Origin of the sequence: Bacillus haynesii (genome assembly GCF_001969855.1) — a bacterium.
Classification (GTDB): domain Bacteria; phylum Bacillota; class Bacilli; order Bacillales; family Bacillaceae; genus Bacillus; species Bacillus haynesii.
The window spans coordinates 193,229-211,696 of the sequence record NZ_MRBL01000001.1 but is presented as its reverse complement, the minus strand read 5'-3'; the positions used below and the strand labels follow the sequence as shown (position 1 = coordinate 211,696).

Here is an 18,468-nt window from a genome sequence, read left to right as displayed (position 1 = left end):
GTATCAACGGTGATCTTTTCCGATTTCGGGAAGCACCGTTTTGGCGATATTTTCGTCCAGTTTTTCATAGTCGTAGTAATGAATCGCATCATATAATTCTTCGCGCGTCTGCATGTCATCGAGCACATCCTTTTGCGTGCCTTTTTCAAAAATCTCCGCGAAGACCCGCTCATAAGCTTTCGCGGCAGCGCGCAGGGAAGTCACCGGGTAAATAACCATGCTGCAGCCGAGCATTTGGAATTCGTCAGCCGTATAATAAGGCGTTTTTCCGAATTCGGTCATATTGGCCAGGAGCGGCGCTTTAATGGAAGAAGCCATTTCCTGAAACTCAGCCGCGCTTGTTAATGCTTCCGGAAAGATGGCATCGGCTCCCGCTTCGGCGTATAAATTGGCGCGTCTGACGGCGGCTTCCATCCCTTCCGCTGCTTTTGCATCCGTGCGTGCCACGATGACGAGCGAAGGGGCGGTTTCTTTTATCGCTCTAATTTTTGCGATCATGTCTTCTGCCGGTACAAGCGTTTTTCCGTTTAAATGTCCGCATTTTTTAGGCAGCTGCTGATCTTCGATTTGAACGGCTGCGACCCTGCTCTCAGCCATTTCGGCCGCCGTGCGCGCCGCATTTAGGACACCGCCGTAGCCGGTGTCGATATCGACCAAAAGCGGAAGATTTGCGGCTCTCACAAGTTCGCTTGCTTTTTCAGCGATTTCCTGGGAGTGTATCATTCCGAGGTCAGGGAGGCCACGGCTTGCCGTGTAGGCGGCCCCTGAGAGATAGAGCGCTTTGAAGCCGATGTTTTTTGCGGTAATGGCTGCCATCCCGTCATGAACACCGGGTATTTTCAAAATATCAGACGCTTTCATCAGCTTTCTGAATGCATTGGCCAGCTCTTCCTGAGTTGATTGTTTCGAGACAATCCACATATTCAAAACCTCCTAAATCACAAACAATTCCATAAAGTCCGGCACAGGTGTACCGCTTAATCTGTGAGGATCATTGAGCAGGGCGTTGATTCGTTCCGCTTGCCCCGCCGGAAAGCGCGTTTTTAAATTATTGATCAATTTTTCTTTTAAGAGCGGGATGCCCTCATGGCGGCGGCGCCGATGACCAATCGGGTATTCGACCGCGATTTTTTCCGAATGTGTGCCGTCTTTATAAAACACTTGAACAGCGTTGGCGATCGAGCGTTTTTCCGGGTCGAGATAATCGGTAGAATACTGTTTGTTTTCGACTGTCGTCATTTTTTCGCGCAGCCTGTCGATCTCCGGATTTTGCGCGGTTTCATCTTCATAATGGTCAGCGGTAATGTCGCCGTAGATTAATCCGATCGCTGTTATATACTGAAGGCAGTGATCACGGTCAGCCGGATTGTGTAATTCTCCCGTTTTGTCGATAATCCGGATGGCCGATTCGTGCGTCGTGATCACGATTTGGTCGATGTCATCAAGTCTGTCTTTCACTTCATTGTGAAGCCTGATCGCGGCTTCAGCAGCCGTTTGGGCGTGGAATTCAGCCGGATACGAAATTTTAAAAAGGACATTTTCGATGACATAAGAGTCGAGCGGTCTGGCGAGCGTCAATTCTTTTCCGCCGAATAAGACATCCTGAAAACCCCACATTGGAGCGGACAAAGCGGTTTTATATCCCATTTCGCCTTTCAAGGTCATCATCGCGAGCCGCACACCGCGGCTGGTCGCATCACCTGCTGCCCAAGACTTTCGCGAACCGGTATTTGGGGCGTGGCGGTACGTTCGCAGGCTTGAATTATCGACCCAGGCTTGGGAGACGGCGTTGACTACATCCTGTTTTGTGCCCCCCAATAGTGAGCATGCCACAGCAGTGGAGGCGACTTTTACGAATAGCACATGGTCAAGCCCGTTTCTGTTTAAGCTGTTTTCGAGAGCAAGGACGCCTTGGATTTCATGAGCCTTAACAATGGCCGTTAAGACATCGTTAATCGTGAGCGGTTCCTTGCCCGCCGCGAGCCGCTGCCTGCTGACATAGTCGGCGCAGGCTAAAATCGCTCCAAGGTTATCTGACGGGTGGCCCCATTCGGCCGCCAGCCATGTGTCATTATAATCGAGCCAGCGGATCATGCAGCCGATATTGAAGGCTCCGTGAACAGGATCGAGCTCAAATTGCGTTCCAGGGACGCGGGTGCCGTTCGGGACGACCGTACCCGGGGCAATCGGGCCGAGATGTTTGGCGCATTCCGGATATTTGAGCGCCAAAATGCCGCAGCCCAGTGTATCCATTAAGACGTAACGGGCGGTTTCAATTGCTTCTTCACTTGAAATCTTGGCATTTACCGTATAGTCGGCGATTTTTTCCAGCAATTGATCGCAATTTTGGAGCGTTTGACTTTCTGTTTTCATAATATCTATCTCCCTTCTTTCTGAATCAAAGCGATCTATGGATGAAGATGACGCGGTCCGGTATAGTGAACTCTCGGGCGGAACAGCCTGTTATCTTCGTGCTGTTCAATGACATGCGCGCTTAGACCGACCGACCGTGCCGCGAAGAAAATCGGAGTATAGAGATCGATCGGTATGCCGAGCAGGTAATAGACCGGAGCCGCATAGTAGTCGAGGTTCGGATAAAGGCCTTTTTCTTCGCGCATCAGCTTTTCGCCGGCATCGCACATCTCATATAAATCCTGTCTGCCGGTTTTATGAGAAAGCGAATAGAGCGCTTTTTTCAGCAAGGCTGCGCGCGGGTCCATTTTTCTCATATAGACGCGGTGCCCAAAGCCCATGATTTTTTCTTTTCTGCTTAACTTATGCTCAATCAGCTTGCAGAAGCCCGATTTTGTTTCTCCTTCGAGCAACATGTACATCACCGCTTCATTCGCACCGCCGTGCAAATGTCCTTTAAGCGATGCTGCAGCGCCTGTGAAAGCACCGTATATGTCTGTGTTTGTCGAGGCGATGACTCTTGCGGCAAATGTGGAGTTCGGCATTTCGTGCTCGCTGTACAGCATTAATGTCTGATCAAAGACGGCTGTTTCTTGGGGAGTCGGTTCTTTTTCCGTCAGCATATATAAAAAGTTCTGGCTGAATGAAAGCTGTTTATCAGGTGTGATGACGTTTTTCTGGTGAAGGATGCGGTAGCTGTTGGCGGTAATATTCGGAACCTGAGCGATCAAGCGCAGCGCTTTGCTTCTGTTTGCTGCTTGAGATCTGTCATTCAATTCAGGATCATATCCTGCCAAAGCGGAAATCCCGGTTCGGAGCGCATCCATCGGATGGGTATTATTCGGAAGCGACTTCAGAATGGTATAGATTCCGCCGGGCAGTTCATACGCATTTTTTAAAGCGCTTTCAATCCCTTTCAATTCCATTGGATCAGGCAGCTTATCTTGAAGGAGGAGGTAGACGAGGTCAAGATATGTTTTTTGTTCTGCAAGTTCGATTAAATCATAGCCTTTAATGACGATTTGTTCCGCTTCCGTATCTAAGAAAGAAATGTTCGTTTCCCCAGCGATAACGCCTTCTAATCCCGGTTTAAATACACCTTGTTTGCCCATTTTTCCACCTCTTATTCGTTTTTTAACTTTTGTGTCAAAAACGTGCTGTGAGAATGGCATTGGCTGTTCGGCGGATTAGTATGAACGTTCCAGCGTTTCTTCAATGGAACGTAAGCTTCGTTTAATGTGGGAACGCATGGCGGCTTCTGCCAAAACGCTGTTTTTTTCTTTGACGGCATTAAAAATGTCCAAGTGTTCATTGAAAGATACAGACGGTTTGTAATCAGGGTTTTTGTATCCGCTGATTCTGCGGTACCGTTCAATCCTGCTTTCAAGCTGATCCAGAAACCGTTTTGCGGTTGCATTTGTGCTGATGGCATGCAAGATGGAATGAAATTCTGATCCGTATTTGACCGTATCTGTTTTGCGGCCCTTTACGGCAGCCAGCTTCATCAGTTCGATGCGGTCTTCAAGCAGATGAAGGCTCTCCGGCGTCACCAGCTGTGCGGCTTCGGCAGTGAGTAGTCCTTCAAGCGCTTCGCGAACCTTAAAAACCTCTTTCGCTTCAGCGAGCGAAATCGGGCATACGCGAAGCCGGCCGTTCGGCTGTTTACTGACCAATCCTTCAAGCTCCAGCCGGTAAAGAGCCTGGCGAAGAGGAGTTCGGCTAATGTTTAAACCCTTTGCAAGACTGTCTTCAGCAAGCTGTTCAGAGGGAGGGTATTCAAGTTCGATAATTTTCGTTCTTAATTCGTTGTAAGCGTAATCACTTGCAGACTGTCTTTTGACTGGATTTGAAGAGTGCATGAAAAAAGCTTTCGCCTCCTTTTTTCAGAATATAATTATTATTGTATACAATAATACAGATATGTCAATGTCATCCATGGAAGACCAAAAATATAAATACAAATCATCATCTCCATCAAGGCGCATTCATTTTCTGGCATTCAGTCTTTTTAAAATGGTAAAATATATCACAATCGACAAATTCGCCTTTTAGCAAAAAGGAGGCCATTCAAAAATGAATCAAGCTCACGAACCCCTCCCGCTCGAATTTTACAACAAACCAACAATTGAACTCGCCCAATCTCTGTTAGGCTGTCTTCTCGTCAAAGAAACGGAAGAAGGGCTTGCTTCAGGATATATTGTGGAGACAGAGGCTTATAAAGGGCCTGGGGACAGAGCGGCGCACAGCTACGGCAACCGCCGGACGAAACGTACGGAAATTATGTATCATGAAGCCGGCGTGGTCTATACGTATACCATGCATACCCACACACTCATCAATGTTGTAAGCGGAGAAGCCGATGAACCTGAGGCCGTGCTGATCAGAGCGCTTGAACCCCATGAAGGCCTCGCGCTGATGGAGAAGCGAAGGATCGGAAAGAAACCGCGCGATTGGACGAACGGACCGGGAAAGCTGACAAAGGCGCTTTCCATCACAATGAACGATTACGGCAGGACGCTGACGGCGCCGCCGCTTTATATTGCAAAAGGATATGAACCCCAGGACATTTTGAGCGGTCCGCGAATAGGCATTGACAACTCAGGTGAAGCGAGGGAATACCCTTGGCGATTCTGGATAAAAGGGAACCGCTATGTCTCAAGATAGTTAAAAGGTTTGGCTCCCGTTCATCAGGGAAAACAGTAAAAAAACAGGAGGGAGCCAAGCCATGAAAAAAATGATTAAAAGCGCCGTCAAATGGGCGCCTGTCATCTATCCGATCGCATGGAAAATCATTAAAAACCGAAGAGAGAAAAAGAATCTGAAAGCCGGTTAAACCGGCTTTTTTCTTGGAGAAAGGCCAAATTGACTTGAAAGCGCAACCATAATAGAATTTACTTAACTATGAGACAAATTTCACAAAAAGAATGAATATACCTGAGTGTATAGGTTTGTTCTCGGTTCAAGTATCTTAGTGGGAGGGTCTTTTTCTATGCTCAATGCTCGGCTTAAGCTTATCCTCGGCGAATTGATAGGAGCAGAATTACCGTTAACCAGCACATATTTGGCCAATGAGCTAAATGTGACCTCTCGGACGATCAGATCAGATGTGAAAGAATTAGACCGGCTTCTCTCCAAAAACGGCGCTGCCGTCCAATCGATCAGGGGTGCAGGCTATCGGCTCTCCATCCAGAATGACCGCCTCTTTCGCCAGCTTCTGCAGCACACCTTTCATGAAGAACTTTCTACTCCCGTTTTTCCAAATGAGCGTATTATCTATTTATTAAAAAGGCTTCTCTTAACTGAGGAGTATGTCAAACTTGAAGATTTAGCCGATGAGATGTTTATTAGCAAATCGACGATCCAAAACGATATGAGAGATGTGAAGAAAAGGCTTAAACCTTACAACATTGAACTGAAGATCAAACCGAATTACGGCTTTAAACTGAAGGGAGATGAGATGAAGCTGCGATCGTGCATCGCAGAGCACCTTTTTCCAAAGCGGGAAACGGATATTGATATTATGAACACCCGGATATCCATTCTCCCAAAAGAAGAGCTTGCTATGATCCGTCAGACGATTTTAGAAAAAATAGGCGAAGATCAAATTTCTCTTTCAGATATCGGACTAAACAATCTTCTTATCCACGTCGCCATTGCATGCAAACGCATCCGCGGCGGCAAACATGTTTCTCTTTATTCCAAAGATGTAAAGGAGATTATGAATCATAAAGAATATGAAGTGGCGAGGGCGATTGTCCGCACTCTTGAACAAAAGCTGCAAGTGGCGTTTCCGGAACAAGAAACGGCCTACATCGCCATCCATTTGCTTGGCGCGAAAAGGACGGTTATGGCCTCCATTCGCAGCGGTACAATCGAAAACATGATGGATGAAGAGACAGACCGGCTGACGCAATTGATCATGAAAACCATCGATCAAAAATTCACCCTCGGCATTGGGGATGACAAAGAATTAAAAATCGGTCTCGGGCTTCACCTAAAACCGGCTTTGAATCGCTGCAGATACGGCATGAATATCAGAAATCCGATGCTGGACGCAATTAAAGCCAATTATCCGCTCGCATTTGAAGCAGGAATTCAAGCCGGTGAAGTCATCAAAAAAGAGACGGGATTTGCCATTCAGGAAAGCGAAGTCGGCTATCTCGCCCTGCATATCGGCGCAGCTATGGAAAGACGAAACATGAATAGACCCTCAAAACGCTGTATGATTGTCTGTGCGTCAGGAGCCGGAAGCGCCATGCTGCTTCAGGACAGACTGCGGGCAACATTCGGTTCAAAGCTTGAGATCCTTGGAACGGTTGATTACTACAAGCTGAATCAAATGGCGCTCCATGCACTCGACTTTGTTATCAGCACCATACCGCTGTCCGATGAGTCTCCCATTCCGGTAATTCAAGTAAACACAATACTGGGAGGGGGAGATTTAACGAAAATAGAACAAATGCTTGCCGAAGATGACGGAATCGCTTCGACTTTTACGAAAAAAGAGCTTGTCTTTTTGCAGGAAAGTCTGTCTTCGAGAGAGGATGTCCTCCGCTTTCTGTGCGGAAAAGTGACGCAATCAGGACTTGCGGACGCGGGGCTTGAAGCCTCGGTCTTTGAACGGGAGGCCGTTGCGCCCACTTGCTTCGGCAATCTGGTTGCGATTCCCCATCCGATGACACCAAAAACCGATTCGACTTTTTGGGCGGTTTGCACGCTGCAAAAACCGATAGTCTGGGAGAATAAGAGGGTTCAATTCATTTGCCTTCTTTGCGTGGAGAAGGACAATACAGCAAACTTGCAAGAGATGTACAAATTTTTGGGCCGTGTTTTAGATGACAGGGCGGTTGTCCTGGAGCTCCTGAAATGCAAAACGTACGGAGAGTTTATGTCCGTTTTCAAAAAAAGCGGGCCGGCTCATCGATATGCCAAATGAAGATGTCCCCTTGTCTTTTTTCCTCTTCGCTCAGGAAAATCATTAAGTGTATATGAAAACGGTTTCATTATATGATGGAACTGTAAAAGAGATCAGACACGATACGTAAAAGGGGGACTATTTAACATGAATATCTTATTAGCTTGCGCCGCAGGAATGTCAACGAGTCTGCTTGTAACGAAAATGGAAAAAAGCGCAGAGGAACAAGGCAAAGACTATAAAATCTGGGCCGTTTCCGGAGGAGAGGTTCAGAATCATATCGATAAAGCCGACGTATTGCTTCTTGGTCCGCAAGTCCGTTACATGCTCCCGCAATTAAAAAAATTAGGAGAATCGAAAGGTGTACCCGTCGATGTCATCAATACGGTCCATTACGGAACTTGTAATGGAGCAGAAGTGTTAAAATCCGCCGAACAGCTTGCCGGCTCTTAAAGGAGGCGGCACAGGTGAATAAGTTTAATGCGTTTTTAGAGGAGAAGGTCATGCCGGTTGCCGGCAGAATTGCCGCTCAGCGCCATTTGCAGGCTCTCAGAGACGGTATTATTCTGACCATGCCATTAATCATTATCGGATCGCTGTTTCTCATTTTAGCCAATTTGCCGATTCCGGGATATCCGGAATTCATGGCGGGGATTTTCGGCGATCAATGGGCTGAGAAATTAAGTTACCCGGTTAATGTCAGCTTTGACATTATGGCTCTGATCGCAACGTTCGGCATCGCGTACCGCCTGGCGGAGAAATACGATATCGATGCTCTGTCATCGGGCGCCATTGCCGTAGCAGCTTTTCTGCTTGCGACCCCCTACCAGATTCCGTTTACACCTGAAGGCGCAACAGAGGAAATTTTAGTGTCAGGCGGCATCCCGATTTCATTAATGGGAAGCAAAGGTCTGTTTGTCGGCATGCTGATCGCGATGTTCTCCACTGAGGTTTACCGCTGGGTCGTTCAAAAGGATATTGTCGTCAAAATGCCGGACGGCGTGCCACCGGCTGTCAGCAAATCATTTATCGCTCTGATTCCGGGCTTCGCCGTTATCGGCTCGATCTGGGCAGCGCGCCTTTTAATTGAGATGACGCCGTTTGAAAGCCTCCATAATGTCGTCAACGTCCTTTTAGGCACGCCTCTGTCCGTTCTTGGCGGCAGTCTCGGCGGAAGCCTTATTGCTGAAACTGTAAAAATGCTGCTGTGGTCCTGCGGCCTCCATGGAGCAAACATTGTCGGCGGAGTGATGTCGCCGATCTGGTACGGAGCGATGGACGAAAACCGTCTCGCTTTCCAAGCCGGTGAAGTGCTCCCGAACATATTTACGACGCAGTTTTTTGAGATTTGGATTAACATCGGCGGCAGCGGTGCTACTTTGGCTTTGGTCATTACGATGTTTCTTAGGGCGCGAAGCAAGCAAATGAAACAGCTCGGCAGACTCGCTATCGGTCCCGCTGTTTTTAACATCAACGAACCGATTATCTTCGGCATGCCGATCGTCATGAATCCGATGCTGTTGATCCCGTTCATCGTGTCGCCGCTGTTCATGATAACAGCAACCTATATTGGAATGAGCACAGGTCTTGTCGCAAAGCCGGCTGGGATTGCGGTGCCGTGGACGATGCCGCCCGGCTTCTCCGGGTATTTGGCAACAGGAGGGAAAATTTCCGGAGCGGTCATGCAGCTGATCAACCTGTTGATCTCGTTTGTCGTATACTATCCGTTCTTTAGAATGTGGGATAAACAAAAACTGAAAGAAGAGAGCGAGCTGGATGCCGGAACGGCTGCAACCGACGGCCAACAGGCCAGTGTATAGAAAAGGGGTGCCAAGATGTCCGAGGAATTGGAACGAACGATATTTCAAATTATCCTTCACGGAGGGAACGGCAGGAGCTTTTGCATGGAAGCGATAGCTGAAGCCAAAAAGGGAGATTTCGCAGCTGCAAAAGAAAAGATCCGGGCAGCTGACGAAGAACTGATCAAGGCGCATCACTTTCAGACAGCTTTGATTCAAAATGAAGCGAAGGGGACAAAAACCGAACCTTCACTGCTCATGATTCATGCCCAAGATCATTTAATGAATGCGATGACCATGAAAGATTTGGCCGCGGAGATTGTCGAGCTTTATGAAAAAATGAATGTCCACGGAGGTGTCAATTGATGAAAAAAGGATTGAAAATCGTAACAATTGGCGGAGGTTCGAGTTATACGCCCGAGCTGGTCGAGGGATTAATCAAACGGCATGACGAACTTCCGGTCAGCGAGCTCTGGCTCGTCGATATACCGGAAGGGGAAGAAAAACTCAATATCGTCGGCACGCTGGCGAAGCGAATGGTCGAAAAAGCAGGCGTCCCGATCGAAGTCCATCTGACGCTCGACCGCAGGGAGGCTTTAAAAGACGCTGATTTTGTCACGACGCAATTCCGCGTCGGCTTGCTCGAAGCGAGAGCAAAAGATGAACGAATTCCATTAAAATACGGGGTGATCGGTCAGGAAACAAATGGCCCGGGCGGTCTTTTCAAAGGACTTCGCACCATTCCGGTCATCCTCGAGATTGCAAAAGACATCGAAGAACTGTGCCCTGACGCGTGGCTTGTCAACTTTACCAACCCGGCAGGCATGGTGACCGAAGCGCTGCTCCGCTATTCTAATTTGAAAAAAGTCGTCGGGCTCTGCAATGTGCCGATCGGCATGAAGATGGGGGTTGCAAAAGCGCTCGATGTTGATGAAAACCGCATAGACATTCAATTTGCAGGATTAAATCATATGGTTTTCGGACTCGACGTTTTCCTTGACGGCGTCAGCGTCAAAGACAAAGTGATCGAAGCGATGGCAGATCCTGAAAATGCGATGACGATGAAAAATATCTCCGGAGAATCATGGGAACCCGACTTTATCCGCGGCCTCGGCCTGATTCCGTGCGGCTACCACCGCTACTACTATAAAACACAGGAAATGCTTGAACATGAACTGGAGGCTTCAAAAACGGAAGGAACGCGTGCAGAGGTCGTTCAGCAAGTTGAAAAGGAATTGTTTGAGCTGTATAAAGATCCGGAGCTGGCGATCAAACCGCCCCAACTTGAAAAGCGCGGCGGCGCATATTACAGTGATGCTGCCTGCAACTTGATCAGCTCGATTTTCAATGACAAGCATGACATTCAACCTGTCAATACGATGAATAACGGAGCGATCGCGAGCATTCCGGATGACTCCGCAGTAGAAGTCAACTGTGTCATGACGAAAAACGGGCCGAAACCGATCGCGGTCGGGGATTTGCCTGTCACCGTAAGAGGTCTTGTCCAGCAAATCAAATCATTCGAACGCATTGCGGCTGAAGCGGCTGTTACAGGCGATTACAACACCGCACTTGTGGCCATGACAATCAACCCGCTCGTTCCGTCCGACAAAATTGCGAAACAAATACTGGACGAAATGCTTGAAGCGCATAAAGAGCATCTTCCGCAGTTTTTTAGATCTGTAGAAGCATAGGAACAGATTTGAGGTTCCGGTGAGTCAGCCGGAACCTTTTCATTGTTATAGACACCGCCCCGCCTGACCTGGCGAAACAGCAGCGACCCCATTCATACTACATATTTGCGCTCGCTTCTTTTTCTTTTATCAGATCTGACCGCCGGGCTTTGGCAAGCTGAGTAAATATGAGGATGCCGATACCCGCAATGATTTCGATGAAGCCGCCGATTGCGATCACGCTCCCTGCACCAAGCATTTTTGCGGCATACCCGCAGGCAATTGCCCCTAAAGGAAGCGATAGATTTGTGATCATATGGATGACTGCAAACACTTGAGGCTGATCATCCCCTTCGACAGATGTCTGGATAATCGTGAATTCGGGGACATTGATCGAGCTGATGGCTGCCCCGAATGCAAAGGCGGCGAGAAATACGAGCGGCAGGAAAGTATTCAGTCCTGCGATAAAATAAGCTGCCCCTTCAAGAATGCCTGCCGTAATAAAAAGGAGTCCGTACCTGTTGATTTTTACTTTTGCAAGGATAAATCCGAGTAAAAATGCTCCTCCTGCCGTCGTAGCCTTCAGCAGCGAGTGGATGAACGGCGTTCCGTTTAAATCCTCTGCAACATATACCGCAGAAAGGGCTTCCCAAGGCGATGCCGCCAGGTTCATGAAGATGCAATAAATCGCCAGCGGATATAATATTTTGTGGTTTTTCACCAATGTAAATCCTCTTTTTAATCTCGCAAAATATGTACCCCTTTGAGCAAGAGACTCAGATTGTGATTGATTCCGGGTGATGCTGTATTTGATGCAAAGCACGAATAGGCCCGATATGATATAAAAGATAAATGAAAAGACCAAAGTCGTTGCAGGCCCGATAAAAGTCAGCAGCACCCCGCACAATGTAACGGCTCCCAGCCTGATGATTTCTGAAGAAGACTGGAGAATCGCATTGGCTTTTTGGATGAGATTTTCGTTCACGATCTGCGGAATCAGCGTAATTGACGCCGGGTTATATGTCGCCCCTGTTGCCGAATGGATGATCATGAGTCCTAATACAAACCACATCGGTGAAAAGCCGTTTAAGTAGCAAATCGGTATTGTAATGACGACGGCTGCCCTTGTTAAATCCGAAAAATACATCCAGAATTTCAGGGCGCTTCTTTTGACTAATGGCCCTGTAATCGGCGCCAAAAAGGCCTCGGGGAGGAAAGTGACGGCAAGAAGCAGGGAGGTGCCGATTGCACCTTTTCCGTCAAAGATTAAAAACCATAAAATAGAGTTGAAGGCAAAACAGTCAGCCGAGATTTTGATTAGCCTGGAGATGAAAAGGAACGTGTAATTCTTTTCCCAGACGCTCAATTTTGTTTGATCCATCGTTCAGCGTCCTTTCTTGATTTGCATGTTACATGAGAACGGATAATCTCTCCTTTCCGGTATGGTTATTGATAATTTTAACATAAAATATATAAAATGGAATCGTTTTGTGCGAGAGGATTGACAAGGCGGAATGAAAAAGAGGTGAGTGGGTGTAGAAACATAGCCTGCCGCCGGCAAGTTTCGCGATAAGGGTGCAAGCCCTCTTTTTTGCAAAAGAGAGCTTAAACCGCTTAGCAGGACTGGCTGACTTTATCAACTTCAACTGTCCAGCCGAATGTGTCAGGCAAAGCGCCTTTTTGAATACCGGTAATCGTTTGGTAGAGCCTTTTGGCGATTTCTCCTGTTTGCCCGTTGTTGATCACAAGGCTTTCGTCTTTCCAGATCAGCTCGCCGACCGGGGAAATGACAGCGGCGGTTCCGGTACCGAATGCTTCTTCAAGCAGGCCGTCTTTGTGAGCCTGAACCAGTTCATCAACTGAAATTTTTCTTTCTGTTACGGAGAGTCCCCATTGTTTTAGCAGATGGATGACGGAGTTTCTCGTAATGCCTTCCAAAATGCTTCCGTTCAGAGCCGGAGTGACAATTTCACCGCTGATTTTGAAGAAGATGTTCATGCTGCCTACTTCTTCAATGTATTTCTTTTCAACTCCGTCAAGCCATAGCACTTGTGAGAAGCCTTTGCTTTCCGCCACTTCCTGAGCCTTCAGGCTCGCCGCGTAGTTTCCGGCCGTTTTCGCATTGCCTGTACCGCCTGCCACAGCGCGGACAAATTCGCTTTCAACGGCAATTTTCACAGGGCGGATGCCTTCTTTGTAATAAGATCCGACCGGCGATAAAATGATCAGCATTTTATACATATTGGACGGGGCGACGCCGAGGTACGGTTCCGTTGAAATAATGAACGGACGGATATAAAGGGACGTCCCCTCAGCTTGAGGAATCCATTCTTTGTCGATCTGTACCAGCTGCTTCAGCCCTTCCAGAACGGTGTCTGGATCAACCCGCGGAATGCAGAGGCGGTCGTTGGATTTATTGAGTCTCTCGAAGTTTTTTTCAGGCCTGAACAAAAGAACTCTGCCTTCGCTTGATAAGTAAGCTTTTAACCCTTCAAAAACGGATTGTCCGTAGTGGTAAACCATTGCAGCCGGGTCCATTTCAATCGGCTGGTAAGGAACGATTCTCGGATCGTGCCAGCCGTTTTCAGCCGTATAGTCCATGATAAACATGTGGTCGGTAAAGGTCCGGCCGAATTCGAGCTTGTCAGCCTCTGGCTTTTGCTTTTTTGCTGTACTGAGCTGTACGCTGATCGTTGGTTTTGTCATATTCATTCTCCCTGCCGTTTCTAGTCTTTTTCCAAAAAATATTTATCTTCTATTTTAAACCTTCTCTTGATAATCGCAATAGATTTCAGAGAAATTTGTAAAATAGAATTTTTGGAAACTTTAAAAATTTAAATCAGACAAAAAAAGGACTCCCTATAGGGGAATCCTTTTTTATGATGATTTTTTATAAAAAGCTTCGATCTCCTGATCGACGTAAACCCAGCCTTTCCAGCCAAGGTGGAGCGTATCTTTCAGGAAGTATGGATCATATTCATGATTCGTTAAATCAGCAACTTGAAAGCCTTCTTGTTCGATTTCTTTTTTGATCTTTTTATAGAAATCTGTCCGGCCTTTTTTAGGGAAGCCGGTATAGTCGTAAAATTTGCCGTGGACCGGAACCGAGATGAACAGCGGTTCTGCGCCGGATTCTTTCAAAACATCCATCATGAGATGGAAATCATGGAACTCGACGGACTCGGCATAGTTCATCATTTTATTATGGCCTTTAAGCTTTTTCAGCTTCGCCTTCAATTTCTTATAAACGCCGTTTGAGATTTTATACTCATTGTTGCGGGATTCTTTGGCGCCGACCTTTTCGGCCATCTGCTTTAATTCATCCCACGATTTGTTTTTTACATCTTGGGAAATGGTCCGCTTCGGTCCGTTTCCTTCAACCATGGAATAATAGATGTCCTTTTTCTCCAGAATGCTTTGGTAAGCTTTTGCCGGCGGCGTCAGAAGAGACAGCGCCACTTTGTCCTGATCGAGCTCGGCTTTAAAAAGGGCTGAAAGCAGAGCGTCATTCTTCACTGCATGATATTTAAGCATGCGTTTGATGATTTTTTTCTTCAGCTCGGAATCGACATTTTGATTGAACACAAGATCGTATGCCTGCAAAGCTGAGAAGTTCGGCGCAAAGTGGGCTTCGTCTGAGCCGTGTTTTTGAAACCACTGCGGAGAAATAATGAAAACGATTTTCTTGCCCTTTAATTGATCAGACTGCGCCGCGAAGTTGATCGCGTGAATCAAGGACTGTGAACCGCCTTTCCCGACCAGGTAAGGCGTGAACCCTTGATTGTTTACTTTAAAATAGTTAGACGGATGAAATGCATCTAACCGGGACAATTCCGATGATCCGTAAATCGGAAGATATTTCGGATCTTCAAGCGCTTTGCCCTGAAGATACATACCCTGGAACATCATCGGGTTTAATTCTGTAGCTGAAGTTTCGACGCGATCTTTAGGAACCAGCTTTGCCAGCCATGCATTTGGGATCAAGATCGCGGTGAAAAAAAGTAAAAACGCCAAGATGATTGGCCCGAATAAAAAACGCTTTTTCATTATCTCAACTCATTCAGCTGCTTTATGATTTGATTTGGCGTGTTCCATGCATCCCGGTCAAACTCTGTAATCGGCACTGTAATGTTAAAGTGGCTTTCGAATGCGAGCAGCAATTCCACCGTGCCGAAGGAATCGAGGATTCCCTCTTCGAATATATCAATATCCGGATTTTCCTTTACGATATCGTCCTGACATACCTCTGCTAAAACTGAAAGTACTTCTTGATTAAAATCCATTATGAAAATCTCCTTTTAGTGTATTAGTCTCCCTGAGAAAATTAAAAATCCAAAACATACGAAGTGGAAGGTCACCACAACTGAGACGGCTGTCGTCCACTTATTGTTCGGCCACCACTTGTATTTCTTATTCCATTTTTCAAAGAAGTTAAAGCCGACCATGAGCAGCGCGTGATACAGCCCATAGACGATGTACTGTGGGGCAAGGCCGTGCCAGACGCCCATCAGAAGGAACAGCAGCACATATCCGATATTGGAAACAGCCATCCGGTTTTTGATCCATTTTTTCTTCGTCATCCAAAGGACAAAGCGCATGAAGACGTAGTCTCTGAACCAGAAGGAAAGCGACATATGCCAGCGGTTCCAGAAATCTTTAATATTGCGGCTGATGAACGGCTTATTAAAGTTTTCAGGGGATTTGATTCCCATGATATAGCTGACGCCGACCGCAAAAGCCGTGTAGCCGGCAAAATCAAAAAACAGATAAAGGCTGTACGCATACATGTATGCCAATCCATGTGAGAAGCTGCCGGAAGTCAAAAACGGCAGTTTCATAATGACATACGTATTAATGCAATAGCCGATAATGAATTTATATAAAAAGCCGAGAAAGATTTTATTGATTCCTTTGTAAAGCAGTTCTTCGTATTGCTCCTTCGTCCATACCGTCTGATCGTCTTTTTCAAAACGGCGGTACCTGTCGATCGGACCTGACGAGATGGTTGGAAAAAAGAGAATAAAGTAAAGCAGTCTGCTGATTGGGAGCTGCTTTTTAATGAGACCGTCACGGGTTTCAATGATGAGCTGAACCCCTTTAAAAGTTAAATATGAGATTCCGAGAAATGTTGCCCAGTTGTCAACGGCGAAAAACGGCAGCAGCTTTGACAATGCCAGAGGCAGGATAGAAGCTGCTGCAGCCAGACAAAATACGATACCGCTGTTCGCTTTAAGACGGTAGGCGATATACCCTTTGATCAGAACCGTCTGCCAAAGCGTAAACAGGCACAGCATGATCAGCCCGTGCAGGCTGTTTGAAAAAATGAGCGCCAGAACCAGGACGGAAACCGCCATATTATATAAGCGGAAGCTTTTTCCGTTCAGTCCGAGAATGATGGTCGGCGCCAGTAAAATTCCTAATATAATGAAGAAAAGAAATGAACCATAAGGCGTCATACAGTTACCTCTTCTTTTAATCTCTTGCGGTCGATTTTACCGTTTGCTGTCATCGGAATCTCTTTTTGATACATGAATTTTCTCGGAATCATATAGGCCGGCAGCTTGCTGCCCAAATCTTTCTTAATCGCACTGGTTAACTGGTATTCCTTTTCGAAATCGTGTTCGGCAGGCACGATCATAGCGATCAGATACTCGATTTTCTCCTCGCGGTAGAATGGAATAACGACCGCCGACTGCACGTACCGGGACTGATTGATTTGATATTCGATCTCTTCAAGCTCAATCCGGTAGCCATGCAGTTTAATTTGGAAATCGAGTCTTCCGAGGAAGAACAGCTGTCCGTTTTCTTTGTAGCCTGCGTCACCGGTGCGATAAGCAGGGACGCCATTGTAAGAGAAAAACGCTTTTTCCGTCAGCGCTTTTTCGCCTAAATAGCCTTTGCTGACGCTTGCTCCGGTAATAATGATCTCGCCTTTTTCCCCGTCTTGGACGGCTTTTCCGTCTTCATTGATGATCACGATCTCGGTTTCCGGCTTTTCAGAACCGACAGGAAGAGAAGAATACTTGTTTAATACGTCGTCTGTTACTTCGATGGAAGTGACGGCAACGGTCGCTTCGGTCGGGCCGTATGTGTTAAAAACACGAGCCTTTGGAAATCTTTCTTTAAGCTGTCTGGCGACTGACGCCGGAAGCGTTTCTCCGCAGAACATAAACAAGCTCAGCTCTGGAAGCAGCTCTTCCGAATAAGACGGATCCATCAAGCACATTTGTGCGAATGAAGGCGTCGATGTCCAGACGTTGACGTTGGACTGTTTCAGCGCTTCAAACAACAGTTTCGGCCGGTTAATCATGTCTTTCGTAACCGTCCACAATGTGCCTCCGGACTGCAGGCACGGATAAAGATCCATCACCGATAAATCAAAGGAAAACGGGGCTTGATTTAAGAACACTTGGCCGCTTTCCACCGGAAAGTCATTCGTGATCCAATCTGTGAAGCTCTGAAGGTTGCCGGCTGAGATTTGCACGCCTTTTGGATTTCCCGTGCTTCCGGATGTGTAGATAATGTAAAAGGTGTCTTCACCATCAACCCAGCGTGCGGGATCTGTCTCCGGCACCCCGTCTCCTTCAAGAACACCCGGTTCCACTACGGAAATGAAGGCATCTCCCGTGTCAACCGAAGTGCCTGAATTATTGAGCAAAAGCTCGGCTTTTGAACTGTTGATGATTTTCAGAATCCGGTCTGCCGGAATCGATACGTCAACTGGAATGTACGGATGGCCGGCTTTCACGCAAGCCAGGAAAGAAACCGCCATGACCGGTTTCATATGTCCGTAGACAATGATCGGAGAAGCATCTGTTAAAGCTTCGCTTTGAATCCTTGCGGCAAGGCGCTCAGATTGTGACCAAAGCTCTCCGTATGTCAGCTTTTCTTCTTCATTCACAAAAGCAAGGGTATCGGGTTGTGTTTGCGCGTATTTTTTAATTGTTTCGATCAGTTTCATTGTTTTTTTCTCCATTAAAAGTCATTATAAATATATGAACCTGTATTTGCTGTATGGAATCCGTAAATTAAAAACAGCAGCACCAGAATGAGAAAGTAATAGGAAGTGTTGAGCAGCCACTTCATTGTTGTTTTTTCATACAACATTCTTAGCTTATTTAACATTGATCTTTTCCTTTCCGTTATTGAATTGCCTTAACAACAGTATAAGACGAAAATGTTGTATAAAAGTTTCATTTGTGCGAGAGTTTTTATTTCCAAGCGACGTATGCCGTCAGCTCAGAGCCTATCCTATTATAAACATTTTTTGTTATTGTGGAAATAAATTCTTTTTAAATAACAAAAAAACAGGCTCATATGAAAAGCGGAGCGCCTTTCGATATGAACCTGCAGTTTGTCGGAAGAAGGCTTCGCGCGGGAATGAATTAATACTTTACAAAAGCGGAGCCCACAATGATCAGCAAAATAAATAATACAACGATCAAAGCGAAACTATTAGAGTATGACATATCATCACCTCCGAAAAGTGGTAGTACAGAATATGAAAGCTTTATGACTTTTGAAAGGGGAATAAATTTAAAAAAGTGGAAAATGGTAAACCAGGCCACTTTTTGATCTCCGCTTTCAATCGAAACTTTACCGCGGATGTGCCCGTCTACTAACTGAAAAAATGAAAAAACGAAATGATGTTATAAGGAGAAAATATAAT

Annotated in this window: 18 protein-coding genes; 6 read left to right on the top strand and 12 right to left on the bottom strand. The window is 46.5% G+C overall.

All coding sequences use genetic code 11. The features are described from left to right. Nucleotides 1-3 precede the first annotated feature (3 nt). The 4 genes from prpB to BTA31_RS01030 form a co-directional block, all read right to left on the bottom strand. Nucleotides 4-921, bottom strand: coding sequence for a methylisocitrate lyase (gene prpB / locus BTA31_RS01045; RefSeq protein ID WP_043926897.1), 918 nt, complete (start codon nucleotides 919-921; stop codon nucleotides 4-6). Between the two features lie 12 nt (nucleotides 922-933). Beyond that, nucleotides 934-2,373 carry a bifunctional 2-methylcitrate dehydratase/aconitate hydratase gene (locus tag BTA31_RS01040; RefSeq protein WP_076788373.1) on the bottom strand — a complete coding sequence of 480 codons (1,440 nt, stop codon included), beginning with the start codon at nucleotides 2,371-2,373 and terminating at the stop codon, nucleotides 934-936. A 35-nt stretch (nucleotides 2,374-2,408) separates the two neighbouring features. Continuing rightward, on the bottom strand, nucleotides 2,409-3,524 hold the full coding sequence (mmgD, locus tag BTA31_RS01035) for a citrate synthase (protein WP_009329842.1): 1,116 nt from the start codon (nucleotides 3,522-3,524) through the stop codon (nucleotides 2,409-2,411). Nucleotides 3,525-3,599: 75 nt separating this feature from the next. Continuing rightward, nucleotides 3,600-4,271 (bottom strand): GntR family transcriptional regulator, encoded by a 672-nt coding sequence (locus BTA31_RS01030; protein ID WP_043926902.1) that lies wholly within the window; start codon nucleotides 4,269-4,271, stop codon nucleotides 3,600-3,602. 214 nt (nucleotides 4,272-4,485) lie between these two features. Here BTA31_RS01030 and BTA31_RS01020 point away from each other — a divergent pair, with 214 nt between their 5' ends. The 6 genes from BTA31_RS01020 (at nucleotide 4,486) to BTA31_RS00995 (ending at nucleotide 10,820) form a co-directional block, all read left to right on the top strand. Beyond that, nucleotides 4,486-5,076 (top strand): DNA-3-methyladenine glycosylase, encoded by a 591-nt coding sequence (locus tag BTA31_RS01020; RefSeq protein ID WP_076788368.1) that lies wholly within the window; start codon nucleotides 4,486-4,488, stop codon nucleotides 5,074-5,076. Between the two features lie 325 nt (nucleotides 5,077-5,401). Continuing rightward, on the top strand, nucleotides 5,402-7,348 hold the full coding sequence (locus BTA31_RS01015) for a BglG family transcription antiterminator (protein ID WP_076788366.1): 1,947 nt from the start codon (nucleotides 5,402-5,404) through the stop codon (nucleotides 7,346-7,348). A 126-nt stretch (nucleotides 7,349-7,474) separates the two neighbouring features. Then, complete coding sequence (gene licB / locus BTA31_RS01010; RefSeq protein ID WP_003186297.1) at nucleotides 7,475-7,780, top strand: PTS lichenan transporter subunit IIB; 306 nt, start codon at nucleotides 7,475-7,477, stop codon at nucleotides 7,778-7,780. 14 nt (nucleotides 7,781-7,794) lie between these two features. After that, entirely contained in the window at nucleotides 7,795-9,147 is a 1,353-nt protein-coding gene (gene celB, locus BTA31_RS01005) for a PTS cellobiose transporter subunit IIC (RefSeq protein WP_076788363.1), read from the top strand. A 15-nt stretch (nucleotides 9,148-9,162) separates the two neighbouring features. Then, the gene (locus tag BTA31_RS01000; RefSeq protein WP_043926908.1) at nucleotides 9,163-9,492 is read left to right on the top strand and encodes a PTS lactose/cellobiose transporter subunit IIA; all 330 of its coding nucleotides are present in this window, start codon (nucleotides 9,163-9,165) and stop codon (nucleotides 9,490-9,492) included. Then, nucleotides 9,492-10,820 carry a 6-phospho-beta-glucosidase gene (locus BTA31_RS00995; RefSeq protein WP_076788360.1) on the top strand — a complete coding sequence of 443 codons (1,329 nt, stop codon included), beginning with the start codon at nucleotides 9,492-9,494 and terminating at the stop codon, nucleotides 10,818-10,820. Before BTA31_RS01000 ends, BTA31_RS00995 begins: the two co-directional genes overlap by 1 nt. Nucleotides 10,821-10,917: 97 nt before the next feature. Here BTA31_RS00995 and BTA31_RS00990 read toward each other — a convergent pair whose 3' ends face one another. The 8 genes from BTA31_RS00990 to BTA31_RS22685 all read right to left on the bottom strand — a co-directional run bounded on the left by BTA31_RS00990 (nucleotide 10,918) and on the right by BTA31_RS22685 (nucleotide 18,268). Further along, a complete protein-coding gene (locus BTA31_RS00990) occupies nucleotides 10,918-12,180 on the bottom strand; it encodes an MFS transporter (RefSeq protein WP_076788358.1) in 1,263 nt (420 codons plus the stop codon). A gap of 233 nt (nucleotides 12,181-12,413) precedes the next feature. Further along, nucleotides 12,414-13,505 (bottom strand): branched-chain amino acid aminotransferase, encoded by a 1,092-nt coding sequence (locus BTA31_RS00985; RefSeq protein ID WP_043926912.1) that lies wholly within the window; start codon nucleotides 13,503-13,505, stop codon nucleotides 12,414-12,416. Nucleotides 13,506-13,676: 171 nt separating this feature from the next. Further along, nucleotides 13,677-14,846, bottom strand: a complete 1,170-nt coding sequence (gene dltD, locus BTA31_RS00980) for a D-alanyl-lipoteichoic acid biosynthesis protein DltD (RefSeq protein WP_076788356.1) — start codon at nucleotides 14,844-14,846, stop codon at nucleotides 13,677-13,679. Continuing rightward, the gene (gene dltC / locus BTA31_RS00975) at nucleotides 14,846-15,082 is read right to left on the bottom strand and encodes a D-alanine--poly(phosphoribitol) ligase subunit 2 (RefSeq protein WP_003186284.1); all 237 of its coding nucleotides are present in this window, start codon (nucleotides 15,080-15,082) and stop codon (nucleotides 14,846-14,848) included. Before dltC ends, dltD begins: the two co-directional genes overlap by 1 nt. Before the next feature lie 15 nt (nucleotides 15,083-15,097). Further along, complete coding sequence (dltB, locus tag BTA31_RS00970; RefSeq protein WP_076788354.1) at nucleotides 15,098-16,255, bottom strand: D-alanyl-lipoteichoic acid biosynthesis protein DltB; 1,158 nt, start codon at nucleotides 16,253-16,255, stop codon at nucleotides 15,098-15,100. Then, nucleotides 16,252-17,760, bottom strand: a complete 1,509-nt coding sequence (dltA, locus tag BTA31_RS00965) for a D-alanine--poly(phosphoribitol) ligase subunit DltA (protein ID WP_076788351.1) — start codon at nucleotides 17,758-17,760, stop codon at nucleotides 16,252-16,254. Before dltA ends, dltB begins: the two co-directional genes overlap by 4 nt. Nucleotides 17,761-17,774: 14 nt before the next feature. Further along, nucleotides 17,775-17,924 carry a teichoic acid D-Ala incorporation-associated protein DltX gene (locus BTA31_RS00960; protein WP_003186278.1) on the bottom strand — a complete coding sequence of 50 codons (150 nt, stop codon included), beginning with the start codon at nucleotides 17,922-17,924 and terminating at the stop codon, nucleotides 17,775-17,777. A 260-nt stretch (nucleotides 17,925-18,184) separates the two neighbouring features. Next, entirely contained in the window at nucleotides 18,185-18,268 is an 84-nt protein-coding gene (locus BTA31_RS22685) for a YjcZ family sporulation protein (protein ID WP_016885663.1), read from the bottom strand. Nucleotides 18,269-18,468 lie beyond the last annotated feature (200 nt).